The 23,418-nt window shown below is 54.5% G+C and carries 18 protein-coding genes and 2 pseudogenes; 14 read left to right on the top strand and 6 right to left on the bottom strand.

Features of this window, described 5'->3' with window-relative positions; genetic code table 11:
* Positions 1 to 17: 17 nt before the first annotated feature.
* From EDM04_RS02360 to EDM04_RS02335, 6 genes are all read left to right on the top strand, one after another.
* A complete protein-coding gene (locus tag EDM04_RS02360; RefSeq protein ID WP_123619556.1) occupies positions 18 to 854 on the top strand; it encodes a hypothetical protein in 837 nt (278 codons plus the stop codon).
* Between the two features lie 329 nt (positions 855 to 1,183).
* Positions 1,184 to 1,840, top strand: a complete 657-nt coding sequence (locus tag EDM04_RS02355) for a hypothetical protein (RefSeq protein WP_123619555.1) — start codon at positions 1,184 to 1,186, stop codon at positions 1,838 to 1,840.
* Between the two features lie 497 nt (positions 1,841 to 2,337).
* On the top strand, positions 2,338 to 2,775 hold the full coding sequence (locus EDM04_RS02350) for a hypothetical protein (protein WP_123619554.1): 438 nt from the start codon (positions 2,338 to 2,340) through the stop codon (positions 2,773 to 2,775).
* A gap of 368 nt (positions 2,776 to 3,143) precedes the next feature.
* A complete protein-coding gene (locus EDM04_RS02345) occupies positions 3,144 to 4,385 on the top strand; it encodes a LamG-like jellyroll fold domain-containing protein (protein WP_164471065.1) in 1,242 nt (413 codons plus the stop codon).
* Positions 4,386 to 4,645: 260 nt separating this feature from the next.
* The gene (locus EDM04_RS02340) at positions 4,646 to 7,213 is read left to right on the top strand and encodes a hypothetical protein (RefSeq protein WP_123619552.1); all 2,568 of its coding nucleotides are present in this window, start codon (positions 4,646 to 4,648) and stop codon (positions 7,211 to 7,213) included.
* Positions 7,214 to 7,287: 74 nt separating this feature from the next.
* Positions 7,288 to 8,610 carry a transposase gene (locus EDM04_RS02335; RefSeq protein ID WP_123619161.1) on the top strand — a complete coding sequence of 441 codons (1,323 nt, stop codon included), beginning with the start codon at positions 7,288 to 7,290 and terminating at the stop codon, positions 8,608 to 8,610.
* Positions 8,611 to 10,561: 1,951 nt separating this feature from the next.
* On the opposite strand, the gene EDM04_RS02330 is transcribed toward EDM04_RS02335, so the two are convergent.
* A complete protein-coding gene (locus EDM04_RS02330; protein WP_123619551.1) occupies positions 10,562 to 11,881 on the bottom strand; it encodes a methyl-accepting chemotaxis protein in 1,320 nt (439 codons plus the stop codon).
* Positions 11,882 to 12,322: 441 nt separating this feature from the next.
* On the opposite strand from EDM04_RS02330, the gene EDM04_RS02325 reads away from it, so the two are divergent.
* The 7 genes and pseudogenes from EDM04_RS02325 to EDM04_RS02290 all read left to right on the top strand — a co-directional run bounded on the left by EDM04_RS02325 (position 12,323) and on the right by EDM04_RS02290 (position 17,683).
* A complete protein-coding gene (locus EDM04_RS02325) occupies positions 12,323 to 12,781 on the top strand; it encodes a helix-turn-helix domain-containing protein (RefSeq protein WP_123619550.1) in 459 nt (152 codons plus the stop codon).
* Between the two features lie 102 nt (positions 12,782 to 12,883).
* A complete protein-coding gene (locus EDM04_RS02320; protein WP_123619549.1) occupies positions 12,884 to 13,768 on the top strand; it encodes an IS1595 family transposase in 885 nt (294 codons plus the stop codon).
* A 675-nt stretch (positions 13,769 to 14,443) separates the two neighbouring features.
* On the top strand, positions 14,444 to 14,782 hold the full coding sequence (locus EDM04_RS02310; RefSeq protein ID WP_123619547.1) for a DUF6788 family protein: 339 nt from the start codon (positions 14,444 to 14,446) through the stop codon (positions 14,780 to 14,782).
* A 215-nt stretch (positions 14,783 to 14,997) separates the two neighbouring features.
* On the top strand, positions 14,998 to 15,888 hold the full coding sequence (locus EDM04_RS02305; protein WP_123619546.1) for a hypothetical protein: 891 nt from the start codon (positions 14,998 to 15,000) through the stop codon (positions 15,886 to 15,888).
* A gap of 223 nt (positions 15,889 to 16,111) precedes the next feature.
* Complete coding sequence (locus EDM04_RS02300) at positions 16,112 to 16,507, top strand: helix-turn-helix domain-containing protein (protein WP_164471064.1); 396 nt, start codon at positions 16,112 to 16,114, stop codon at positions 16,505 to 16,507.
* Positions 16,508 to 16,521: 14 nt separating this feature from the next.
* Positions 16,522 to 16,695, top strand: a pseudogene (locus tag EDM04_RS19015) (transcriptional regulator); the annotation flags it as partial.
* 640 nt (positions 16,696 to 17,335) lie between these two features.
* Complete coding sequence (locus EDM04_RS02290) at positions 17,336 to 17,683, top strand: DUF6788 family protein (RefSeq protein ID WP_082222556.1); 348 nt, start codon at positions 17,336 to 17,338, stop codon at positions 17,681 to 17,683.
* Between the two features lie 48 nt (positions 17,684 to 17,731).
* On the opposite strand, the gene EDM04_RS02285 is transcribed toward EDM04_RS02290, so the two are convergent.
* From EDM04_RS02285 to EDM04_RS02275, 3 genes are all read right to left on the bottom strand, one after another.
* Entirely contained in the window at positions 17,732 to 18,169 is a 438-nt protein-coding gene (locus tag EDM04_RS02285; RefSeq protein WP_082222555.1) for a TRAM domain-containing protein, read from the bottom strand.
* A gap of 103 nt (positions 18,170 to 18,272) precedes the next feature.
* Positions 18,273 to 18,566, bottom strand: coding sequence for a hypothetical protein (locus EDM04_RS02280; protein ID WP_123619544.1), 294 nt, complete (start codon positions 18,564 to 18,566; stop codon positions 18,273 to 18,275).
* Positions 18,567 to 20,447: 1,881 nt separating this feature from the next.
* Positions 20,448 to 20,654, bottom strand: coding sequence for a hypothetical protein (locus EDM04_RS02275; RefSeq protein WP_123619543.1), 207 nt, complete (start codon positions 20,652 to 20,654; stop codon positions 20,448 to 20,450).
* 337 nt (positions 20,655 to 20,991) lie between these two features.
* On the opposite strand from EDM04_RS02275, the gene EDM04_RS18750 reads away from it, so the two are divergent.
* A complete protein-coding gene (locus EDM04_RS18750; protein ID WP_241154839.1) occupies positions 20,992 to 21,510 on the top strand; it encodes a hypothetical protein in 519 nt (172 codons plus the stop codon).
* 223 nt (positions 21,511 to 21,733) lie between these two features.
* Here the strand turns inward: EDM04_RS18750 and EDM04_RS02260 are convergent, their stop codons facing one another.
* Positions 21,734 to 22,294 carry a hypothetical protein gene (locus tag EDM04_RS02260; protein WP_123619541.1) on the bottom strand — a complete coding sequence of 187 codons (561 nt, stop codon included), beginning with the start codon at positions 22,292 to 22,294 and terminating at the stop codon, positions 21,734 to 21,736.
* Positions 22,295 to 22,350: 56 nt separating this feature from the next.
* A pseudogene (locus EDM04_RS02255) lies at positions 22,351 to 23,322 on the bottom strand (Cdc6/Cdc18 family protein).
* Positions 23,323 to 23,418 lie beyond the last annotated feature (96 nt).

The following is a 23,418-nucleotide window of genomic DNA, read 5'->3' as shown; positions in this document are numbered from 1 at the left end:
CTCACAAATAATACCATATGAGTCGAGGAAATAGCGACCAACAATCGACGGCGGCTGAGCAGTGCGACGGGTGTGATCGCGGCATCGATCAAGTATATCTCAACGCGGGTACATCGTTCGACGTTCGGCTTCGATCTAGCGTCAGTTCAACCCTCTTCCCGATCGACACTCAGTATCATTTCTGCGGGGACTGCGGCGTCGAGGTAGCAACACTCATTCGCGATCACTTTGAGGCCGACGACGAGACCGTGATCACACCCGCCGGCGCTTGTGTATCTTGCACGGGGCCGATCATCGAGCCGGAGATCCACTTCGCCTTTCAACCTCGCGGCATGGACACGTGGGTCACGTACCGGCTCTGTTACTCGTGTGCACCTCGCGTCCGGAAGTTCTGCGAACAAATCCCGGAGAAAGATGTACGAGGAGAACGATATACACCCCCGGCTCCAAGAGATGAGCCATACACTGACAAGCGGGAATCAGTATTTAGGCGGGGCAAACCGTATGATCAATTGGCTCCAGAGGATCGATGTATTCTCGAAGTCCGTCAGCGGGCAACACGCGACTTCCCAGAACAGCGTCTCAAGATTCTGGCGACAGTCGATAAACACGATCAGCGGCCAGAAGGTTCGTTTGAGGGGCCGCTTTCCGATATGCGGGTGTTCTGTGGGAACTGGATCGGCATCCAACCAACGAACGGCGTGCTCGAACTGGACTATGGGACCGGCACGCGCCAGCTCCAGATTCGCTTCGACGACGCCGCGGCACCCGACAACCGGCACCGAACGTTTGAGGGCTACGTCACCCACGTCGCGTCGCCGAGCGCAGAACCCGACCGCCGCACGTCATCATAGGATAGTAACGAACGACCCCACCTACCGCGATCGCCTCGACGCCGCCCACTCGTCACAACAATATAGTAACCCACGAGCCACCCCGATCCTGATCGCCGCCCCCGCGAGCCCGCGATATAGTTGGCACGGCCGGCTTTAAGTACGATGCCCGTGAATGTCCAGCTAACTGAGAGGCAGACGGCAACCCCCATACCCCCGCCGACTGCGGCCGCCGGCTCGGTCGTCGGGAACTCGTCACACCGCGTGACGGGCCGACTCTGTCCTCGGACGAATAGCCACGGCACCCACCAACGCTGACGGCGTCGACGCCGTCGCACAACCCCCTCATCATGTCTGAAACACAACGCGGCAGAGAGGCATCGACACCGCGATCGCCGAGCGCGCGAGAGTCGCCGTACCCTCGTGAAAACTACTTCGCGAGCGTCTCGAACGAATACGACCCGGAGCGCGAGCCGCTCGACGACGAGCGCAACGACCATCACCTCCAGAATCTCGACCGCGGCACGAGCAAGGACGAGTGGATCGTCGGCACGCTCCAGAAAGGGCAGGCGACGATGCTCTGTCCGTACGCGCTCAACGAGTCGCCCGATACCGAATGGGCACTTCACGACTCAAACCGCGAAGTCGTCTTGAGCGATCCGAGCGAGTACCCACCGCCGGCGTCCGGGTTCGTGACGCCCGAGACCGACACCGCCGCCCGGAAGCCGTCGACGAGTCAGTGGCGGGTCAACCCCGACCACGGATATCTCGTGTTCGGCGGGATTCCGCGCGATCAGCCTGCCGAGGAGTTTCTGGCGTTCGTCGAGGAGCTGATCGCCGCGATCGAGGCCGACCCGCTGGAGTCGGAGCGCGACGCCGCAGTCGAGCTGGCCGGAGAGCTCAAGTCGCGTGGGGATCGTAGCGATTCCGAGATCTGCGAGTTGATCGTCCGAAAACTGCTCGGCAACGACTCGCTGCGTGAGTTCGTCGACGCCGGCAACTACTGATCCCAGGGTGGCGAGCGGGTTCGAGCGTCAAACACAAACACCTTTAGGAATCCCTTTCCGATATATGCGTGACCCGGGAGCGAGCATCCAAACCCGCATCACATTGAGCGATCAACCTTAAGGGGGTTGTGCCGGTGTGAGACGGGCTGGACGCCCGCTCGCTGGGTCATCTTACGCTTTGACATTGGCGAATGTCAGATTGTGTTCAATACTAGCGACAGCGTTTGAATGCGATGTTCCAGTCATATTCTGTTTAATTCTCTGTATGAATAAAGTAAAATAGAGATATCAACGGTTGTATACCGATCCTAGCCGAGCGCGGGAATCCATTCAGCGCTTCGAGTAATCAAAGGCCCATTTGTTGAATCTTAGCTGTGTCATTAAAATAGAAAGATCAAAACATGAACCAAAAGCCACGACAAACACGTAGACAGTTCGGTCAAACGTTGGCGTCTTTCCCATTATATGCTTCATTAGGGGGTGACGAGCCCAATAGCATGTGGGACGACATCTTCAATTGGGGATCAGAATCGGAGGGTGAAGGAACACTTCATATCGGGAGGGCAACAGAGAGAACCGAGGTAATATCATCCGAAAATTCAGTATTTTTCGCTTTCAATACTGGAGGATGGTACGTCCCAGATGGGTCTGGAAGTTGGGATCTGGTAGAATCTACTGGAGACAATCCAACCGTCTCTACACTCACGGCGAAATCACAACTCGAGATCCCGAGGTTTGAATCCGATTCTGACGCGCCAGAGAATAATTATTTCTTCAACACCTCCGAATCTTCAATAAAGTACAAAGATGCCGAAGGCGTGATCTACACGCCGGCAGGTGGCGCGAGTAATCTGTCTGACCTGAACGACGTTTACAAGCAATCCTCCGCGCCGGAAAATCCGGAAGCGGATGACATCTGGATCGCAACATTATGAAACGATACAACGGGTCAACGTTCGTTCCAGTACCCACACGGCAATACGATACGAGCAAGAACATGCCGTGGTGGACTGGCATACCCTCTTACCAACACAACGGCAGTCAGTTTGTCGACAATTTCTCACCCGATGGGTTAGTAGCTGGATGGGACTTTCAACCGAACTTCGTCAGCAATTCAACTGTCGTTGATATCTCTGGAAATGGGAACGCTGGCACTGTGAACGGCCTCGGTAGCAGTCTTCCGATGAGAGATGGCCCGCAAGGTCGAGCTCTTCAATTCGATGGCTCCGGCTCCGAACTGGTCGTTCCACACGACGAATCGTTGGATGTTCAAACCGGCGACTTCAGCATCGTCATCGGTCCGATGCGGCTCAACAAGCAACTCACCACAGATCGCGAGTGCATTCTGGCAAAGAAGTCCCGCAGCGGGGTCGCGGACGCCCAGATGCAGTTCGGCTTCTTCCTCAGTCAAGTCGATGGCGACTTCGGTGAAATGCCCGTGTTCCGGTACGGAGACGGGAGCTCCGTCAACACGGTGACTGGCAACACGATCGCGCCAGGGCCGTGGTACGTGTTCATCATCGAGTTTGATAGCTCGACAAACACTGTCACGATCTACAAGAACAACATCGAGGTTGCGTCGGCGAGCTTCTCGAACCCACCCGTCGATCGAAACGACGAGCTCGTCATCGGCGCTCACTACAACGGCTCCGGTACTCAACAGTATCCCTTTAACGGCGATGCATCGACGGCTCGTGTTTACAACCGGATTCTAAGCACCGAAGAACGCCGAGCACACACTTACTGGCACGGTCCTGCGTACACGTTTTTCCAATTCAAGTTCGACTTCATCATCGACGACGCGGGACCGGACGCCCCCGTCGCGTTTTACCAACCAGACGAGACGTACCCGTACAAGCTCATCATACACAGCGACGCCAACACGCGGAATGACCTCTGGTTGAGCGACGACCTGCAGTCGTGGACACTCGACACTACGGACCTCACTGGAACGAAAGAGTCCAGCGACGGCGTATACGTCGACGGGACCTATTACATCTACGAGCGGGACCCCAACGGCGGGTGTCAGGTGTTCAGTGGTTCGACCCTTACCTCGCCACTGACGAGCCACGGAAACGTACTCTCGGGTCCAGACGACGTCGGCGCCGCGTATCAAGACGGGTACTTCTACCTCTTCCCGGAGAACCCGACCTACGACACCGGCTCGAGTTCGCAAGTCATCGACATCTATCGGTCCTCGAACCCGACATCCGGGTTCTCAAAGATCGGAACGGCGATCGACTTCGAGGATCGCCCGATGAAGATTGGCGACGCGGACATCTTCAAGTACGAAGGAACGTGGTACATGGCGTTCGACGTCACGTCCGACCATCCCCACTACGGTACAGCCCTCGCGAAGAGCGACGATCTACTGGACTGGGAGCTCATAACCAATAGCGACATTAAAGACTGGAAGGGTGGCGACCTGGAGATACTTATCGCCGACCAGAATGTCGGGTTCACTGAGCTCACCCAGGGACGTGATCCCTCTGACGATATGTTCAACGGCGTGTCGCAATGGCGGATGGACGAAGTCGTAGTTTGAGGTAACTCGTTTTTTTGCTGGCCCTGATTGGATTCGTAGATCTCGATTCTGCGACCACGGTTCGATTCCGTGACTGGGCGTGTTCCCTGAAACAATGGGTGTTGTGAGGAGTCCACACATGATATACCCAGACTCGAGGATGATGATGGAGCACAGAACAGTAAACACAACTGAGAGATTGATTCGCGGGGTGAACTATGAATAAACACGCTCGAAAGTGCTTAGCGATAGCTTTCACATTCATAATAGTTACCTCCGCTGTGGCTCCCTTCATCGCGTTTTCTGCTGTCGGTGTGGCGTCTGCGGCGTCATTCTCGACGACTATCGATGACTTCGAGGACGGTGACACGAACATCGAAACTGATGGATGGAGTGGATGGGATGACCCAGATGGCACTCTCTCGGCGGATTCGACAGATCCGATAGACGGAGACGTCTCCGGTGAAATCTCGGTCACGAACGGTTTGTCTGGACCTTCAACCACGTCATCATCGACTCATTCCCCATCACGCGTTGCGTTTGACTTTCGGCTGGACACTCTCAGCTCCGGTGATAGCCTCCGTATCATGGCTCGGAGCACATCGCAGAGTAACCTATTCGACATCGACGTTCGCGGAAGGGACCTATACGTCAGGGACGGGACCGGGTTTACTGACACTGGCATGGATCTCAAAGCTGACGAGAAGTACATAATTGAGTTCCGCAATATCGATTGGTCTACTGACACCTTTGATCTGTATGTAGATGGAAACCGGCTGGCGAATGGCGCCTCATTCCAAAACAGCGCGTCTGCGTTTGACAAAATACAAATGCAGATGGACACCCGGACGAGTGGTGAAACCGGAACCGCCACATTCGATGACGTAGGATACGGGGGATCTGAAACGGTCACGTACGAGGAAGGCCCTACGGAAGACTTTGAAGACGGAACCATTCAGGTGAACGAATCTGGTTGGAATCCCGACTGGAGCGGCGACACCGGAAATCTGTCACTCAGCGATAGCAACTCCATCAGTGGTTCTCATTCTGCTTCCCTATCATCGAATGATGGCTCGTCGAACGTGTACGCTTCCACTGATTACCAATCAAACGTTACCAGTGTCTCCTTCGACTTCCGAGCGACCAATCAAACCGGCGCTGAACTTGATGAGGGTCAAGTTCAGTTACAAACCAACGCTGGAGAGGAGGTCGTTCAAGTGGAGTTCGAGGACTCTGGAATCGTAAAGGGGTTCGATGGAACGGCTACGGATACTGGGCACACTTGGTCAGAACAGACAACGTACAATGTTGAGTTCGTAATCGATTGGACCAGCGAGACTCACGACATCTATCTCAACGGGGAGCAGATCGCGAATGATTGGGCATTCAAGAGCTCCGCGAGCGGATTCAGTCGGTTTGTCGTTGCGTCCGACACTGCTTCATCCGGTAACAGCCGGGAGGTCTTAGTCGACAATATTGAAGCTGGTACTTTGGACGCTACGGCAGCGGTCTCAGGGCGCGTCGTCACAACGGATGGTACTGGTGTTCCCGATGGCACTGTCGTCGAGGCGTACGGTGTCCGTGAAAGCAACATCAACACCTCCGACGCTCAGACGTTGGAGGAGCGCGCTGCGGAAATTCGCGATGAAATGCAGTCTTTCGATCCCGAACAGATAGGTTGGAACCCTGACCTGGCGCTCACCGGGGGAGACGGCAAGTTCCAGAACTCCGACGCGAAGTACGTGGCGATGCACGAACCGGGTGACTGGGCGTTAGAACGCTACACTGACAGCCCTGACCTCTCCAACCCGATACTAACGGCTGATGAGGGCGAGGACGTCATCCTCTCTGTCTGGGACCCGAACGAGAACCCATTGGTCCAGGACGGACTGGAAAACGGTCTCTACGGCACTGTGGACGATAATACTGACATCCAGATCAAACAGCTCGATTACTCTGGGAGCGTGGTAAACACGCGAACAGTATCGACATCTGGCACGTACAATACACAGTGGCCCGCTGACGACCACGATTATGCGCGAGTAAGTCTCCCGCCAGGATTCTACCGAGTTAGTGCTGAAGGTTCCTCGGTGAGTTACGTCGTCACTGTTGGAGATCCTGAGGAACTGACTCAGTCCATCACTAATGATTTACAGTCTGACGCGAACGAGCTCACGGATCGAGCTCAGTACATCACGGACCTGATGAGTGACGAAAAAGTGGTGGAACTCACTACGACCACGTACACTGAAAATGGTGAATCCGGCCAGTTCGGATTCTCAGAGGTGCCTTCGGACGTGAATGTGGTCGCGGTACAGGCGTACTCACCGAGCGCAAAAGAGTACCAGATAGATGACCCGGCGAACGCTTCCATACAGGACCTTCGCGAAGTGGCGGCGCTCGACACGTATAATGGGTCATTCGTGGTGACGCCACGCGCTCGAGATCTTGCGGTTCCTTCCTCGGACAACACGGTCAAAGCTGTAGAGTTGGACAGCTCACCGTTTATGAATCCGAGTCGGTTCGAAAACAAATCTGCGTTCTTAGAAGAACTCTTCAGTAACAGCTCATTCGCGGACCAATTCGACGAATATCTCGACACGTCCGAGGAGGAACGGACTCAAATTCGGGACCGCCTTGAAAACATCAAAGATCAAAACACGCGGCTTCAGGACCGGTATCAGGAACTCCTCGAGAGACAGTACAACGGCACTGAACCTGATACGCAAGAGCAGATCCGCCTGTTGCGTCAGACGATTAGTGAGCTCGAAGGAGCCTGTCCGAAAAACATCCACTATCATGCTGCTCGAAGGCCTCTCCAGTTGAAACCTCTCCCAAATATTAACTAGGCAGAACCCGTCTACTGCGTAAGATTCCACCCGTGACGTCCAACTTCATCCGATACGATCAAGACCAGCAACACTTGCTGCCAAAGGACCTCTCGGAGTGGGTCGCTGAGGATAGTCTCGAACGATTCGTCTCCGACACTATCGACTACCTCGACGAGCAGGACCGGCTGGAGCCATTTTACCCAGTGGAAACCGACGAGAACCGGGGCAGACCGCAGTTTCATCCAGTTATGCTGCTCAAAGTCCTGGTCTTCGCCTACGCTCAGGGTATTCGTAGCTCCCGGAAAATCGACCGCCTGCTCGAACGTGATGTCGCCTTCCGTTTTCTCGCCGCGAACCAACAGCCCGACTTTCGTACCATCAGCAACTTTCGCAAGGATCATCGCCAGGACTTCAAGCACCTCTTCGTCGAGATTCTCCAGTTGTGTCGGCAGGCCGGGATGGCACAGATGGGCGAAGTCGCGCTTGATGGCCGCCGCGTCCAGGGTGACGCCGCCCTCGATCAGAACCGAACGAGAGCCCAGATCGAAGCGGAGATTCAGGAAGTCCTCGACGAGGCTGCCGAAGTTGATGAAGAAGAGGACGAAGAGTACGGTCCAGAGAACCGCGGCGACGAACTGCCCGAGGAACTTCAGGACAAAGAAAGTCGTCTGGAACGGCTGCGTGAGGCGAAAGCAAAACTCGACGACATAGAGCAGGAGCAGAAAGACGAACAGGCCGAGAAGATTCGTCAGCGAGAACAGGAAGAAGCGGAGTCAGGCGAAACGTTGCGAGGCCGGAAGCCCACGCCACCTGAAGAGATCGAACTCGACGAGGATACCAAGGCGAACATGACCGACCCGGAGAGTCAGACGATGAAAAGTTCCGACGGCTGGAAGCAGGGCTACAACGGTCAGGCGATGGTGGATTGTAACTCACAGGTGATCGTCGCTCAAGACGTCACGACCGACGCCAACGACACACAGCAACTCGAACCGATGCTAGATGAGTGCGAGGCGGTGATTGACGAGACTCCGTCGAAACTGCTGGCGGACGCGGGCTACTGGAGTGAAGCGAACGCTGCGCTCGAAGATGAGCAGACGGAGCTGTACATCGCCACAACGAAGGGCTGGAAACGGCGCAAGGAACTGCGAGAGAACGGGCCACCACGTGGCCCGATTCCCGATTCAGCTGGGCCAAAGGAGCTGATGGAACGGAAATTGCGGACGAAACGGGGCAGAGACATCTATCGCAAACGCGGTCAAAGCGTGGAGCCGGTGTTTGGTCAGCACGTGAATCGTGGGTTGGATCGGTTCATGTTGCGTGGGAAAGACGGGGCAGCGGCGGAGTGGTCGCTGTTCTCGGCGACGCACAACCTCTTGAAGCTCTGGCGGACACGGTGGGAGTCGGCTGGCTGATCGATTCGGTACAATCGGTCGGGCGATTTGGAGAGAACTCCGTTTTCCTCAGAGATCCATTTCAAACGAGGCGATGAGTGATCTAATTAGAGTGGGCGAGATTCGGTTTTCTTAGACGGGCTCAACAGCTCCAAGCCAAGACTTTCAGAAAGCAAAATGCGGATCGCTGTTCGACGAGAAATCCACTTCCAGCAACCACAGCTTTTGCCCGTTATTGCTACCACTACCAGGCATTCTATCACATCTCATATGCTTCTAGCGGAAATTCTGGACTATAATCACAAGACAGCACCGGGATTGCGGGAGTCCTTCATGAAGTGCGTAATGACAAGACGGCAGCGGGATTACCGGGTATCCTTCATGAAGCGATTCTGAATCCGGCAAGTGTTGGTCGACACACCGTAATGACAAGACGGGAGCGGGATTAGCGGGGTACTTCATGAAGTGCGTAATGACAAGACTGGAGTGGGATTGGTGGGGGTGTTTCATGAACCAAATGTGAATCTTGTGAGTAGCAGCCGATCCCGCATAATGACAAGACGGGGGCGGGATCGCGGGGATGCTTCATGAAGTACGTAATGACAAGACGGGAGCGGGATTGGTGGGGTGCTTCATGAAGTAATTTTCGACCCAACAACCCCCGGCTAACATCTTATAATGACAAGACGGCAGCGGAATTCGGGGTATCCATAATTAAATATATATCTATATTGTTAGGTCATCTAATGACAGGAAGGCGGCGGGATTGCGGGGGGTGGTTCATGAAACCGCTACCAGCCAAATCAGTCTCATACGTTCAGCCATACGACGAGAGAGTTTTATAGACTCTATTAACGAACTTGGGGTTGTCTAATACGTTCAGCCGAATTCACACAATTAGGGTTCAGGGGAGATGAAGTTCAGTGGATAGTCGCGTAGCGAACGGTTCGGGACGGAGCCGAGAAACGGAGGCGGGAAAGTGGGGGAGGCGGGAGGCGGACAAAGCGAATACTATCAGAGATATGATAGTGGATGGAACCCTCGGAGAGCGGCGCAGAGGACCACGGAAGAGCCACGACCAGTGTCGGCGACGAAGCGAGACAGCAACGACTGCGAGGTAGCAGGAGAGCTTGACTCGGAGGACTGACGACGGCCGAGAGACGAACCGGACCCGGAGCTCGACGACGGACCACCAGCTGATCGATAGCACTCCAGAGGCGAGCCACGACACCACCAGCAGGACTGACCCGGCAGCAACAACCCGACGAGCGATGGGAAGTGAGAATCGACCAGCGACGACCCTCGGCGATTAGACGAACGACTAGCGAAGTCGGCCCGACGACCAGGAAGCAACACAGCGACCTCGACCACCATCAAGAACGGACCACCGAGCGCGCGACAACATTGAGGGACCGCCGAGACGACACGACACCCGATGACGAACAGCGGCGGCGTGGCGACGACAGGAGGGAAGGGCAGATCACGATGCGAGAGTGCGGGGTGGGGCGCGGTCGACGACATCGAGAATCGCGGTCGCGATGTGAGCGGTGTGGGGTGGGTGGGCGGGGAGACGCGACCGTGACCGTACCAGATGTGACGCGACGGTGGGGGTGGGAAGGCGACAACAGCGAGACAGCGATACTACGGGAGCGGCGAAGCGACGGGGACGGCGAAGGAAATGACGACATCGCGGACCTCAAATTAGAGTGCTGTAGTTGTCTTTTAGGCTTAAAAGAAGTTAGTGTTATACTCTCTTTATATACTTCGTGCTGTGGTCTGCTGAGATCCCGAGTATATGGTCTCGGTCGGATCGTCTCTCGTCCTTTTGGGACCTCACTCCAAACTGGGGGTCCCCGTGTGTGGACTACAGAACCACGGCTGCGGGAGATAGTCTGGAGCGTCGAAACTCTGGAGATTTGGAGCGGAAACGTGGGGTGGGGTTGTCCGCCCGTCCGATCACGATACGCCTATCTCAGACAGAAGCGTCCATGACCTCCGCCAGTTCGCGGTCAATCTGCTCGACCTGCTGGGTCAGCCGTGAGACCATCTCCGTTTGGCTCTCGTTTTCGTCCGCGATCTCCGCGATTTCCTCATTCACGACGAACGCTCGTTCGGAGACGTCGTCGACGGCACTCGATATCTCTTCGGCCACGCTTGCCTGCTCGTCTGTTGCGGCCGCGATCTCGCTGATCCCGCTTTCGGTCTGTTCGACCGCCGTTAGGATCTGTTTCTGGTTCTCGAGGACGCCTTGGATGTCGGCTCTCGCAGACTGGATCTCGTCGTTGGCTGCTTCGACCTCTTCGGTCGTTTTGGAGGCCTTCGCCTTGATCCTCGCGACGATTTCTTCGATCTCGTCGGCTTGGTCCTGCGAGCGGTTCGCGAGGTTTTTCACCTCGTCGGCGACGACCGCGAAGCCGTCACTGTCGCTGCGTGCCGCTTCGATGTTGGCGTTTAACGCCAGCATGTTCGTCTGTTCGGCGATATCGTTGATCACGCCGACGAGCTCTTCGACTTCTTCGATCTCGTCTCTGAGGTCCGCGACGTCGTCTGCGACGGAAGCCGATTTCTCGGCTGTGTCGTCCACTTGGTCGATGACCTCACCCGCAGTGTCGACGGACTCTTCGGCGAGGGTTCTCGACTCCGCGCTTTGGTTACTGACTTCTTCGGCGCTGGAGGCGATCTCCTCGACGGTCGCGCTGAATCCGGAGACATCGCCTTGGGTACTTTCGAGTTCGGCTGCTTGCTCGTCGACGAGCTGGGTTATCTCCTTCGAGCGATCCGCGACTTCGGCCGTAGACTCGCCCAGCTGTTCCATGGATGTCTCGACATTGTCCGAGAGCTCTTCCTGGAGGTCGGTGAGTGTCTCCCGCTGTTCGACGACGGTGGTGACGTCGAAGAGCAACTCGACTGCGCCAACGACCTCGCCAGTGGGTGTCTGGATTGGAGTCCCGATCGCGCGGGCGTGTGCTTTCGTGCCGTCCGGTCGCTCTGCGGATCGGAACTGGTCTTCACGGATGGGAGTTCCCGTACGGAGGACTTCTTCCGCGAGCGTTTCATCTTCGCCTTCAGTGCCGAAGACGTCGTATGCGTTCATCCCGACGGCTTCGCTTGCTGGGAGGCCAAGCAGATCGGCTGTTGCGGTGTTCCACTGGGTGATGTCGCCGGCGGCGTCGACGACGAATGCTGCTTCAGGGAGGTCCCCGATGAACTGCTCGAACGAGTGACGCCAGAAGTCTCCGCCAGATTCGGCACTACTCTCTTGGAGCTGGTCGTTGTCCGTAGCTGCGGCCATATCGGGAGGCGTCTATCGGGGTTGATGTGGGTTTCGGCTGTATTACTACATTTGATAGACTTGTCAAATTTGAATGAATTAAAATGATATAGTCGGCTTTGTTGAAATCCCATTCTTCAGACATATTCTCATCTTAAACAGGCGGTCGCTGAAGAGTGCGAATTCAGCTATCGGCCATACTAACAGGACCTAGCGTCTGATCATCATCCAAGTGTACTATTCCCTGCTTCACTACAACAAGCCTCGTCTGAAACTGCTGTTATTGTAACGAACCCCGTGTCAATACACTACTGACCAGAGTGCAAAATATGTACCCTGCGTTGACCGCAACTAGGTCAGGATATGTCTCCTGTAGAGGGTTTCAACAGAGTCATATAGGCAGTACCCACAAAACACACTTCTGCGAAACATGTAATATCAGTTAGCGACACAAATGATGTGATGCCTGTCCCCGTCGATGATCTCATTACTGACGAGCCCTTCCCGGTCAATCCAGAATCGATCGAGTATGAGATTCTCAGTTTCCTTATAACAGCCCACGAGTACGGCTTCACACCACAAGAAATCGCAGCTCAAACAGGCCACAGCAAAGCAACTGTATCAGACACGGTGGCTCAACTTGTCGAGAACGGACTCATCAAACAGACAGAGAGCGTTTATTATATCGAGCCATGGCGAGTTGATAAGTTAACGAATCGGCTGAGATCGCTTGACGCAGCTGTCAAACTCTTCGAAGTGACACCCACCGACGACAGCTATGCTGAGTCGGGCTGGGAGCAGGACGTTCCGAGCCTCGAATTAGTTGAGCAGACAGAGATATCCAATAAGAAGAGTTCTCCGACCGTAGAAGCACGAGCAGAAGCCCTTGTCACAGAAGTCGAAGACCACTACCCAGAGTAGTAGTTCGAAGTACGCTCTTCTGTAGGAGATTGTTGATACTGCTGAGCTGTCGCTGTGGAGTCGAAGAGGACAAGGACACCGCGTCAGCGGTGTCCGACACGAATGATTCCGCTGGATGTGTTTGGGTCGGAATCGGTCGCAGCGGACCTGTTACAGCAGGTTCGCTGGCGTGACGGCGTTTCCTGTCCTCGCTGCCGTTCTGACCGAACGGTCAGAAACGGCAGCTACGGGCAGTTTCAGCGGTATCTCTGTAAGGATTGCGGCCGCACGTTCAACGATAAGACCGGCACAATCTTCGCTCACTCGAAGATCGCACTCCGCAAGTGGCTGTTTTCGATCTACGCGTTTTTGCGGTTTAACACGAGTCTCAGGCAGTTACAGTGCGAAATCGAGGTCACCTACAAAACGATTCACAGGCGTGTCGAGCGCTTCGCTGAAGCGCTCGACGCGCCGTCACTCGATCTCCGTGGTCCGGTCGAAATTGACGAGTTCTACGTCTCTGCCGGCTTGAAAGGCCGCGAGCGCGACCAGTGGTCGCGCTCTCGCGGCCTCTCTCGACGCGGGCGCGGAACGTATGATCAAGACAAACCGCCCGTGTTCGTTCTCGTGGATCGTGGCACCAAGCAACGGTACGTTGTGCCGGCGAAATCCGCAGACGAATCGACGATCCGGCTCCTGCTGGCTGACCGCCAGCAGGAGCCTCTCACGATCTATACCGACGGATTTTGCGCGTACGATCCGCTTGATGAAGATGAGCAATTCGACCGCGAATACGTCGTTCACGGAGACGGTGAGTACGCCGACGAGACGGTCCACGTGAACACCTGCGAGAGCCACGCGTCGCTGGCGCGACGGTGGCTCTCGCCGCATCGAGGCATCTCAAAAAATCGCCTCACACAGTATCTCCGAGCGTTCCAACTCAGACGAGAACTCTACCGCAAACCCGGACGAAAAGCGCTCAAACACGCCGTCAAAGCCACTCTCTGAAATCAACAATGTGCTACACAAGAGCGTCGAAGTATCGATCTCGCCTACAAGATACGGCTCACCACTCTCGGCGATCTTGGATTGTCACTGTAACTGCGCGAATAGTACGCACGATCCACAGTCACGCTGCTGTCCTAGAACAGTACTTCCACTCCGCTCGCCCGGGATATAAGTCACAGAGCGCATAAGTTGATGTGAGGGAGCAGAGTGAGGCCAGTCTCAACAACTGGGTCCGCTCTAAAACGATGTCACACGCTCCCTCTCCCCTAAAAAAGCCCCGTGAACTCGTGAGGATGGCTCCTAATAATTCAGAGATAGTCCGTGGCGCCTGCTCGTTCTGCGGCGAGACAGTCACTGAACGACATGCGATCATCCACTATGAGACTGCTGGCGGTGGCCCTGGCGTGTGGGCCGAATGTCCCAGCTGTGGCGAGATCGTTGACCCCACCGATGCTTAGTAAACAGTTCATTCAGCGGATTGCCAAGCTTAGCCCGTCATCGACAACCCACTACGAATGCCGTCACTGTGGATACAGTGTGGAGCAGGACGTCGATAAATGCCCGCAGTGTGGCTCTCACGAGCTTGCGACATACAATCTTGAGTAGTTGGTGGAGCACGTTCAATTTCTTATGTATCAAGCGAGCGCTAAAGTGGCATCAGTTGTTACATAAGGTATGGAGCAGCCCACCTCGCTCCCGAAATATCTCGCAGAGGGGCTCCCGAAACAGGATACGGAGACACTCCAAGAGATACACAACTACGTCGGCGCGCTCATCGAGTATCGTGACCAGCCGATCGACACCGATGTACTTCCCGAGACAGCCGACCCCGTCGACAAGCCCGATAGTGAGGGCAACGGAACCGTCGTCAAAGAGAAAGTCACCTGTGGCGACGACAGCTGTAAGTGTGCCAGCGGAGACCCCCAAGATATGCACGGACCGTATCTCTACCGCTACTATCGTGAAAATGGGACGATGAAATCAGAGTACGTCGGCAAACCGGGAAGTGAGTAGGGATGGATCGAGACAGTCAAGACTTCTTCGTCGATGTGTTGGATCGATCGCTCCAGTGATTCTCTTCTGCCAAGATGTCTTTACAGAATTTTCTCGACAGCGCTCCAGAACCGAACACAGAGTAGCCTGATCCCGACACCGTCTGCGAATTCAACAGAGCATGCCAAGTTCGAACATCCGAACGTACAAGACACCACCTCCCAAGAAATATACAGATGAGTGTGCCGCTGCGTGACATCAGGCTGGTCCGCGACGGTGAGAAGCAGCGCGCTCCGAATTTGATCGGTCTTGATGAATCGACCACGACGGTAGAAGGCACGCGATATACCATTGTAGTCGCCGTTCGTACTGCTCGAGAGGACGATATCTCTCTTCTCCGCGCACTTATTGAAAATGACCTCCAGCCGTTCAAGCACAAATCATCGTCACTACTCCGTTACGGAGATGTCTCTGTAGAGGAGCGTGCTAGGCGGGTCCAAGGTCTTATCGAGAATCTTCGATCGCTACCGGTCTCTTGGAGTGCCATCCTCTGGGAGGGCTCCGACAAGGCTACTGGACTCGCGACATGCGCAGTTACAGCTGCAAAAAAATCAATCACGAACCCACTCCAAGTGGGAGACCTTGCCCATGGATGTGGCAAAACGGCGTTCCTTCATGATGGTCGTGAAGATGCCCACAGCAATTATTTTCACCAGCTAAAGCGACAGATGCCTTCAGCATTCGACACTAGTTTTCAGCAGTCTATCTGTCCTGTTTTGTTAACGTTCATGGAGGGGGCTGATCGGACATATCCCGTGACGAATACGGCAGACTACATTGCTGGTCATCTTACCCATCTGTTGGAGAATGGTCGACCTGAGCTCCCGCCCCAGGTTCTCGATTTCGACCCATCATGGGTAGATCCTGCTCCTCAGGCGGAGGTTCCCTACCAACTTGACTCGATTCGTCCGATTCGCGAAGAGGGCGTCCGCTCCCGAGTACTCGCTTGGATTTTGGGAAAAGGAATTCCGATGAATCCGTCGCCAACAAATCGGGATCCGTACCGCGATCACGTAAGCCAGATCGACGACACCGCTGTGCAATCCTATCTACTGGAGGAACTGTAGATATGAAGACCGGATGTCGTCGGACCGTGAGCCACTACCTCACTATCCTAACCGGGAGAGGCGGCGCGTTACGCTAACCGCCTCCCCCGCATCCTCACGTGTACATAACTCGGTCCAAATGAAAAGCGTTGCTAACATAAACGGGAATTACTCATACAAGGCTGGAAAGAAGATTAACATACCCGTTAATCCTTTTTCCGAGCAAGTATTAAGGTTTGATACGATGAGCCAGCCTACAGAGTACACCATATCAGACACGACTGAACTGGAAATTGGCGAAGGAGCATTCACTGCCCAGGAGAAAGAAGCACTACAATCTGTGGGGCTACTGAGTGTCAAATCGCACAGCAGTAACGGGGACGTAAATAGGGCATATATCGATATTGAGGCCCTTGCTAGGATGGCGTTTGAATACGATCTGCTTCGAAACGTAGCAAGCCGGGTTGAAATTGATATTCTTGAAACCTTCCGACGTAGCGATGAGAATACGCTCACAACATCTGAAATTGCCAAGATAACTGAGCGACCAAAGTCAAGCGTCAGCCGGGCACTCTCTCAACTGGTTGAGAAGAACAAATTGACAAAAGTCCAAGCTGGTGTATATCGACACCCCCAGTAGCTCTCGATCAAAGGTCCGACGTCCACTCGGACCTGAAGCAGCTGGAAGTACTGGGCATCCTCACGCTCGAAGCGGGCGGGCCCAGCGGTGCGATTCAACCCGTCGTTCCGTTCGACCGCATTGAGGTCCACATCGACTACCCGCTCATCGATAGTGGCGACGCCGATGGGACTCCCGCGAGCGCGTAGTCACCACGCACCGCTCTTGGAGTGTGCTATGCGGCTCTCGTGCGATAGCTACTCACGACCCGCAATCACGCTGCTGTCCTCGAACAGTACTTTCGCCCCGCTCGCCCGAACTATAAGTCACAGAGTCTCAAATTTTGAGGAGAGGGAGCACCGCTGGGCCGGTTTTCAACAACCGGATCAGCTCCAAAACAGTGTCACACGCTCCCTCTCCCCCTCGAAGTAACCCGTGAATTCGTGAGAATGACTCCTGATGACCTAGAGACAGTCCGTGGCGACTGCTCGTTCTGCGGCGAGACAGTCACGGGTCGGCACGCAATCATCCACTATGAGACCGCTGGCGGCGACACAGGCGTGTGGGCCGAATGCCCCAGCTGTGGCGAGATCGTCGACCCCACCGATGATTAGTAAACAGTTCATCCAGCAGATCGTCAGGCTCGAGCCGTCATCGACAACGCACCACGAGTGCCGTCACTGTGGGTACAGTGTGGAGCAGGACGTCGATGAATGTCCACGGTGTGGCTCTCACGAAATTGCTGCCTACGATCTTGAGTAATTGCTGAGGTGGTCACGGTTGGTAGAGAAGGTTCAATTCCTTATGTAGCATCCGAACGCTAACATGGCACCGGTTGTTACATAAGGTATGGAGCAGCCGTCACCACCTACCTCGCTCCCGAAGTATCTCGCGGAGGGGCTCCCCAAACAGGATACGGAGACACTCCAGGAGGTACAGAACTATATTGAGACGCTCATCGAATATCGCGACCAGTCGGTCGACACTGACGAGCTTCCCGAGGCTGCCGAGCCCGTCGACGATCCCGATGGCGCAGGAAGCGGGACCGTCGTCAAAGAGAAAGTCACCTGTGGCGACGATAGCTGTAAGTGCGCTAGCGGAGATCCTGCGGATATGCACGGTCCGTATCTCTATCGGTACTATCGTGAAAACGGGACGATGAAATCGGAGTACATCGGTAAGCCAGAAAGTGAGTAGTGGTGTGAGAAGTTTGCCATAACCACCCGTTCGTGCCAACCTGCGGTCCTAGACTTCCCCGCGAAGGGTGTCATCAACGACATCAGCGAACGCAACGTTCTCACGCACCTGTTGTATCTCGACGGTGACTCGGTCTCCGACACTCGTTTCGGGAACGATCACAACGTAGCCGCGCTCGACTTTCGCGATACCGTCACCTTGGTCACCGAGGTTCTCGATTTCAACGTCTCGCTGTTCACCTTCCTCGACAGGCGGGCCGTCGTATTCGTGTTGCTGAGCAGCGTGGTCAGCTGACTGAGTGGCCTCAGTCGCGTCGGTGGCTTCGATATTCGACGTCGATGTCGATATGAGCGCAACACGGTATGTTTCACCCTCAGAAAGTGTCCCGGTGGCTATCTCACGGTCTGGTACAGTTATTTGATAGGTACCATCGTCTTGCACAACAGTCGCAGTATACAGTGTCTGGAGCGTCTCAGAAATGTCCATAAATGGCGTATTGTGTTGACTCGTGCCAGCTGACTTGTTTCTAGCGTTTCTAGTGCTCTCAACCGATTACCGTCGGTCTGATCAAGGTTCTCGAGTGACCATTTCAGGACTCATCGCCAGCATCAAATACGGCCGCAAAGTCTTCGAGAAGCTCCTGTGGCGATCGCTCATCACTACGAGACGGGAGTGGGGCTTCCCAGCATTCGATCTCAAGCGTGCGGGCATTCGACACTGACTCCGGTTCGGTTGTCACATTGAAAATTCCGGTATGATAGATCGCCAGCAGTCGCTGCTCATGAACGGTAACGTAATCAATTCCGGCCCGGTCCAAGACTGTAGAAACGTTAGTCGACTCAGATAACGAGACAGAGACGCTTGGAGACGGCGAGTCGGTCATACCAAGTCATAGGTCAATTCTACAAATAAAACCCGACTTGAGCAGGGTCCAGATACACCATCTGGTCAGTTGCCGTGGCCGGTCTGTCGTCTCCCAGCGAGTGCTGTGCGATAGCCCTCTCCCGGGCTTAGCTGTGATGGTCAACGTGATTAACCAACAGATACCAGTAGAAGCGCCAGTTAGTTGGTTAATTTTGAGCCTATCCTCAGAGGATCTTTCCAAGATCCCCAGTATTGTCTAGGCGTGGGGTGAAATTGGGTCTCGCTCTTCCGTAGGAGATTGTTGATACGGTCACGGTATTTTCACAAGTAGCCACAACCACCGATCTGAACGTCTCTCTAAGCCGAATAGAGTTCACCCGGGATAGACCGAAATCGCAAGACAGCAAGCTATCAACAATGTCCTACACAAGAGCGTTCTTCATACTGGTCCAATGTCAGTCCCATCGTACATAACCGATAGGATCTGCCCGACTCAAAAATACTGATTAATAGCGAGTCACGAGCATCGAGTAGATTGCCCTGTGCGTCATCAAAGCGTGACTGCTCGAAAGCTCGTACTCCAGCTTCGATTGCAGTGGCTGAATCTAGATACGATTGCTGGGCACGAATGTACCGTTCAAAGACCTCTAGCTGAGTCAAAAGGGAGCTGACCACAGCTTGTTGATTTGGAACAAGCGTTCGGCCTTGTGAAGTGATCTCGCTTGGTTCTCGCTCAGCGTCCGCCAGCTGCTTATTGACTGCTCAAACGAGGTTGTCTCTAGCTCCCTCCTTGGATCCAAGTCAGTGTCGACGCCGTGATGGAGTACGTCAATTTCGGTATTATCGATCACTCTGTAAGTGGCTTCTGCCTCTGCTAACGACATCACAAATATACTGTAGTACGGCTCTGTTGGAATCCTCTTCTTCAGACATATTCTCGCCTGAATTATCCGGTCAATGAGAGCTGCTTACCGCTCACGATACCATTCAGACACGTACAGACAGACCCCCAGAACGATACCACCGAAAGTTAGGGCTCCAGCCATTTTTGAACTGAAGGAATTGCCAGCGGAGAGTTGCCATCCAATAACAATGGCCGTCACAAACAGGCTTAAAGCCCAATCAATTGATGTAAGAGAGCTATCTAATTCCATAATCTCGGATTCAGTTCCCGCTGTTAAGTGAGTTTGGTGTACTGACTACAACCGGGGCAGAATTTATCACTTTCCAAGGAGTTCAACAGAGCCTTCTATTCACAAGTGGGTCAGATATTAATTCTGTCAAAGCAAGCTTAAGACAAGATATAAAATATGGTACCCACATCGAGATTCATCGTTACGATATGTGCCTTAATCATTGGAGGATATCTTAGTTGGTGCTTTCACGAGTATGTACACTGGGCCGCAGGCAAATTATTCTCTGGCGATCCGGGTGTCCTCTATGGATTTTGGTATAAAATACCGTACCCCTACGCAGTAGAATTCAATGGCCTCTCAAAGATGCCGAATTATGGGATCCGAATAGCGGGCATATCACCACACATCATATGGACAATCGTATCTGTGTATTCTATCAATAAATCTAGCTTTTTAATTAGTACGGATATTTTTTTGATGGCTGAAAGTCTCCATTCGATCCCATTTTTAATGCTTGTAATCATTTCTGCGGCGTTTGGCGCTGGTATATCTGTGAGTCCATCAGATGTGGTCGCTGCTATCTACCCCAGTAAATATCGAAGATTCACTGGCCAAGGCTTCTCTCACCGGGACTGGTTCCGGGTACTGGTTGGGAGTGTCAGCTGACTCAGAAGGTTAGCTAGCCAGTTTGGGATTCTATTAAGGGACTCCTCAACTCGTCTTAATTGTTGTCACACTCGCAGAAATTCGAGAGTTCCTTCGTTTCAGTCCATGACGGGCCGCACCACCAGTATGCCCATTCCGTCGTTTTGAACAGACGTTCGTGAGCAATCGGGGGCGCGAGCAGTTCTTCTCTCACCGTTCTCACTTATTGCGATCATGCCCTCCAGCACTGCCCCAACCTCCAAGAGCTGGTTCCGCGACGCAGCCACCTGCTCGACATCGGCTTGCAGCTTGAGGTCATCGTTCACACCCAGGCTTATGACATCCTAGTCCGTGTCGAACAGTACCGCGTAGAGCCGCTCGTTGCCCGCGTACTCTGCCGACTCGTCGAACTACTGTCAGGCGTCTCGGCCAGTTATCGATAGCCGGGTGTGTGTGTGTGTTATGACTCGCACGGCTCAACCTTGGTCGTGTTCTCATGTAGGTATATTTTATTTATACCAGTACGGGTTTACACGGCTTTGCGAGAACCACTACCTTCTCGCAATCCTTAATGTCAAGAGATCACTCCCTCAAAACCTGTCCATGAGGGAAGTGGTCTATGCGATTCGGATTTCTCACCTCGAATACTCCGGGCTCAAAATCATGGACGTCAAGATCGGCAAGTCCACCGACATCGACAACACCCTCCGCCAGTACAGCCGGCTCAACCGCGACATCGAACTGCTCGACATGTGGACGCCGAACCCTGACAAGAACCTTTCCACCACCGAACGCGGCGTCCACGCGGTCGCCGAGAAGTACGCCTACGACAAACAGAGCGAGAAGTTCGTCTTCCTCCAGGACGCGTACCAGGAGTTCGCCGAGACGGTCAACATGCTCCTCCGGGACGTCAGTCGCGAGGACCTCGCCGCGGCGTCGGCGTCGAGCGAGTCCGACGCCGTCGGCGACGGGTGTGACTCAGTTGGGGATCACGTCGTCGGGAACGCCGTCGCAGTCGTTGAACGCGCGGACGATCTCCAGCGAACTGTCGGCGATCCGAGCGTCGAGCTCCCAGTTCAGTTTGTTGGCCGCCTCGATCTCGATGCGGAGCGTGGAGTTCGCGTCGACGCTGACGACGACGCTCGCGCTGTACGGTCCGGTGCCAGTCTGGATGCCCTCTGAGACAAGGTCGACGGTGAACTCTTTCATACGTGCGCTACTGCCGTGGACGGGTGGCTTCGAGGCCATACCCTGAGGTGGTCAGGAGACGTACTTCAGAGTCGCACAGAGTGTTCCTGATGATTCCGGATGATCAAATCGCCAGACGTGACCGTTACGTCAGTTCCGGATGTTGTTCGGGATAGTTAACAAGCTCAGACTAAGTACGAGTCTTCAGTGATGTTCTCTATTGGAAGCCTCTTGGCTCTCCGGTATATGTTTCATTTTCGTAGGCTTGCGCCCCCTTCTCGTTAATCAGGTATCCCCGTTCTTCAGAAAGAATATACTCGTTTTCCAGGAGATAGGTGAGAATTACGTCAAATATTCCCTTCGGCACATCTACCTGTCGCTCAATCTGCGAGTAGGATAAATTTAGGTTGGATCGGGGGTCATCCCATTCATTTAATTCTTTGTTGTATAGTAGAGAGAGAATCTCTTCTTGCGCTTCTATCCAACTATCTGGAATTTCTCTACCCAGTTGATTAAGTCCTTTCCAGCCCTTTGGAGTGATGTATACCATTGGGTCGTGATTTCGGGGCCGAAATGCTTCGGATGCTTTCACGTGTCCGTCGCGGTGGAGCTGGCGGAGGATGGCAGTGATCTCGCTATTGGTCATCTCCTCTTCAGTCTCCAGTTCATCGCTAATCGTGAACAACGTCGGCGTTAGCAACCCTCCATCACCCTGATCACTCAGAAGTTCGTGTAGGGTAACCATCACCGCTTCCTCTTCTGAATCGTAGTCGATCATATCCTTTCGTTGGTGTGTCAACAGATGTCTTTTTTGACCGGTACCTCGATAAGCGCTCAGGCAGATAGCAATTGAGGTTCCAGCAGTGTGTACAGCTTCGTCCCGTTTGTGGATTCGATGTTGACGAGATTGTAGTGCTCCAGTTTGGGAAGGTGGTTCTCACGGAGGTATCGTAGCGTCACTGGGTCATCGTGTTCCTCCGTATATCTCGCGTACAACTCTTTTTGGATGAGCGGTCCGTTCTCTTCGAGTACTCCGTACAGTACGCGCTGATGATGGTTGAGCTTGCTGAACGTCTTCCGCGCGTTCTCCAGCTCCGCCTCAGAGATCGAGTCCTCAACGAGTCGCCTCGGGATGTTCGACAGCCCCTTGCTGCTCGCCTTCTGCGCCGCCACCCAGAGCGTCGTGATGCCCATGCGTGCGTCGCCGTCGGCGAGCCGCGCGATCGTCTCGAACACCTCGTCGCTCGCGGCGTTCGGTCCGAGTCCCTCACGAGCCCGTCGATCCAGTATCTCCCCGATCGTGTCCTCGCCGTACCGGTCGAACCGGACCCGGTAGCCGACCGAGATGCGAAAGCGAACACGCTCGTCGAGGTCGGCGAGCAGGTCGACCTCATCGTTTGCGATGCCGATTCACGAGAGCCCGCGGAACTCGTGGAGGTCGTAGAGCAGATCGGTTTCGCGCAGCTGGTCGATCTCGTCGAGGATTATCACACCCGACTCGTTGAAGTCACGATGGACGCGATCGAGTAGGGTCGACATCGACGCGAAGAGTGAGACTGCGGCGCCGACGAAGTCGCGAGAAAGTCGTTCGAGGACGGCGTTCCGGGTGTAGTTCCACCAGCAATTCACGCAGGCGTACGGGACGTCAAGCACCTCGTGGCAGAGCTCGCGAACGACGGCCCTCGCGACGGTCGTCTTCCCAGCGCCGGAGGGACCAAAGAGAAAGCAATTCTCGGCGCGCTGACCGTCTTCGATCGGCGCGAGGGTGTCGGTGACCTCGTTCATGTGGCTATTCCGGCCGACAATCGGGTCTGGAAGGTGGTCGTCTTCGAACGCCGCTCCGTCGCTTATCAAATCATCGACGACTCTCGCCGAAGTACATAAGCTAAACCGTGGGTGTTC

The sequence above is a fragment of the Halorubrum sp. CSM-61 genome, assembly GCF_003781945.1.
In the GTDB taxonomy this organism is placed as follows: Archaea; Halobacteriota; Halobacteria; order Halobacteriales; family Haloferacaceae; genus Halorubrum.
Note: the sequence above shows the minus strand (reverse complement) of the source record. Positions and strands in the feature narration are given on the sequence as shown.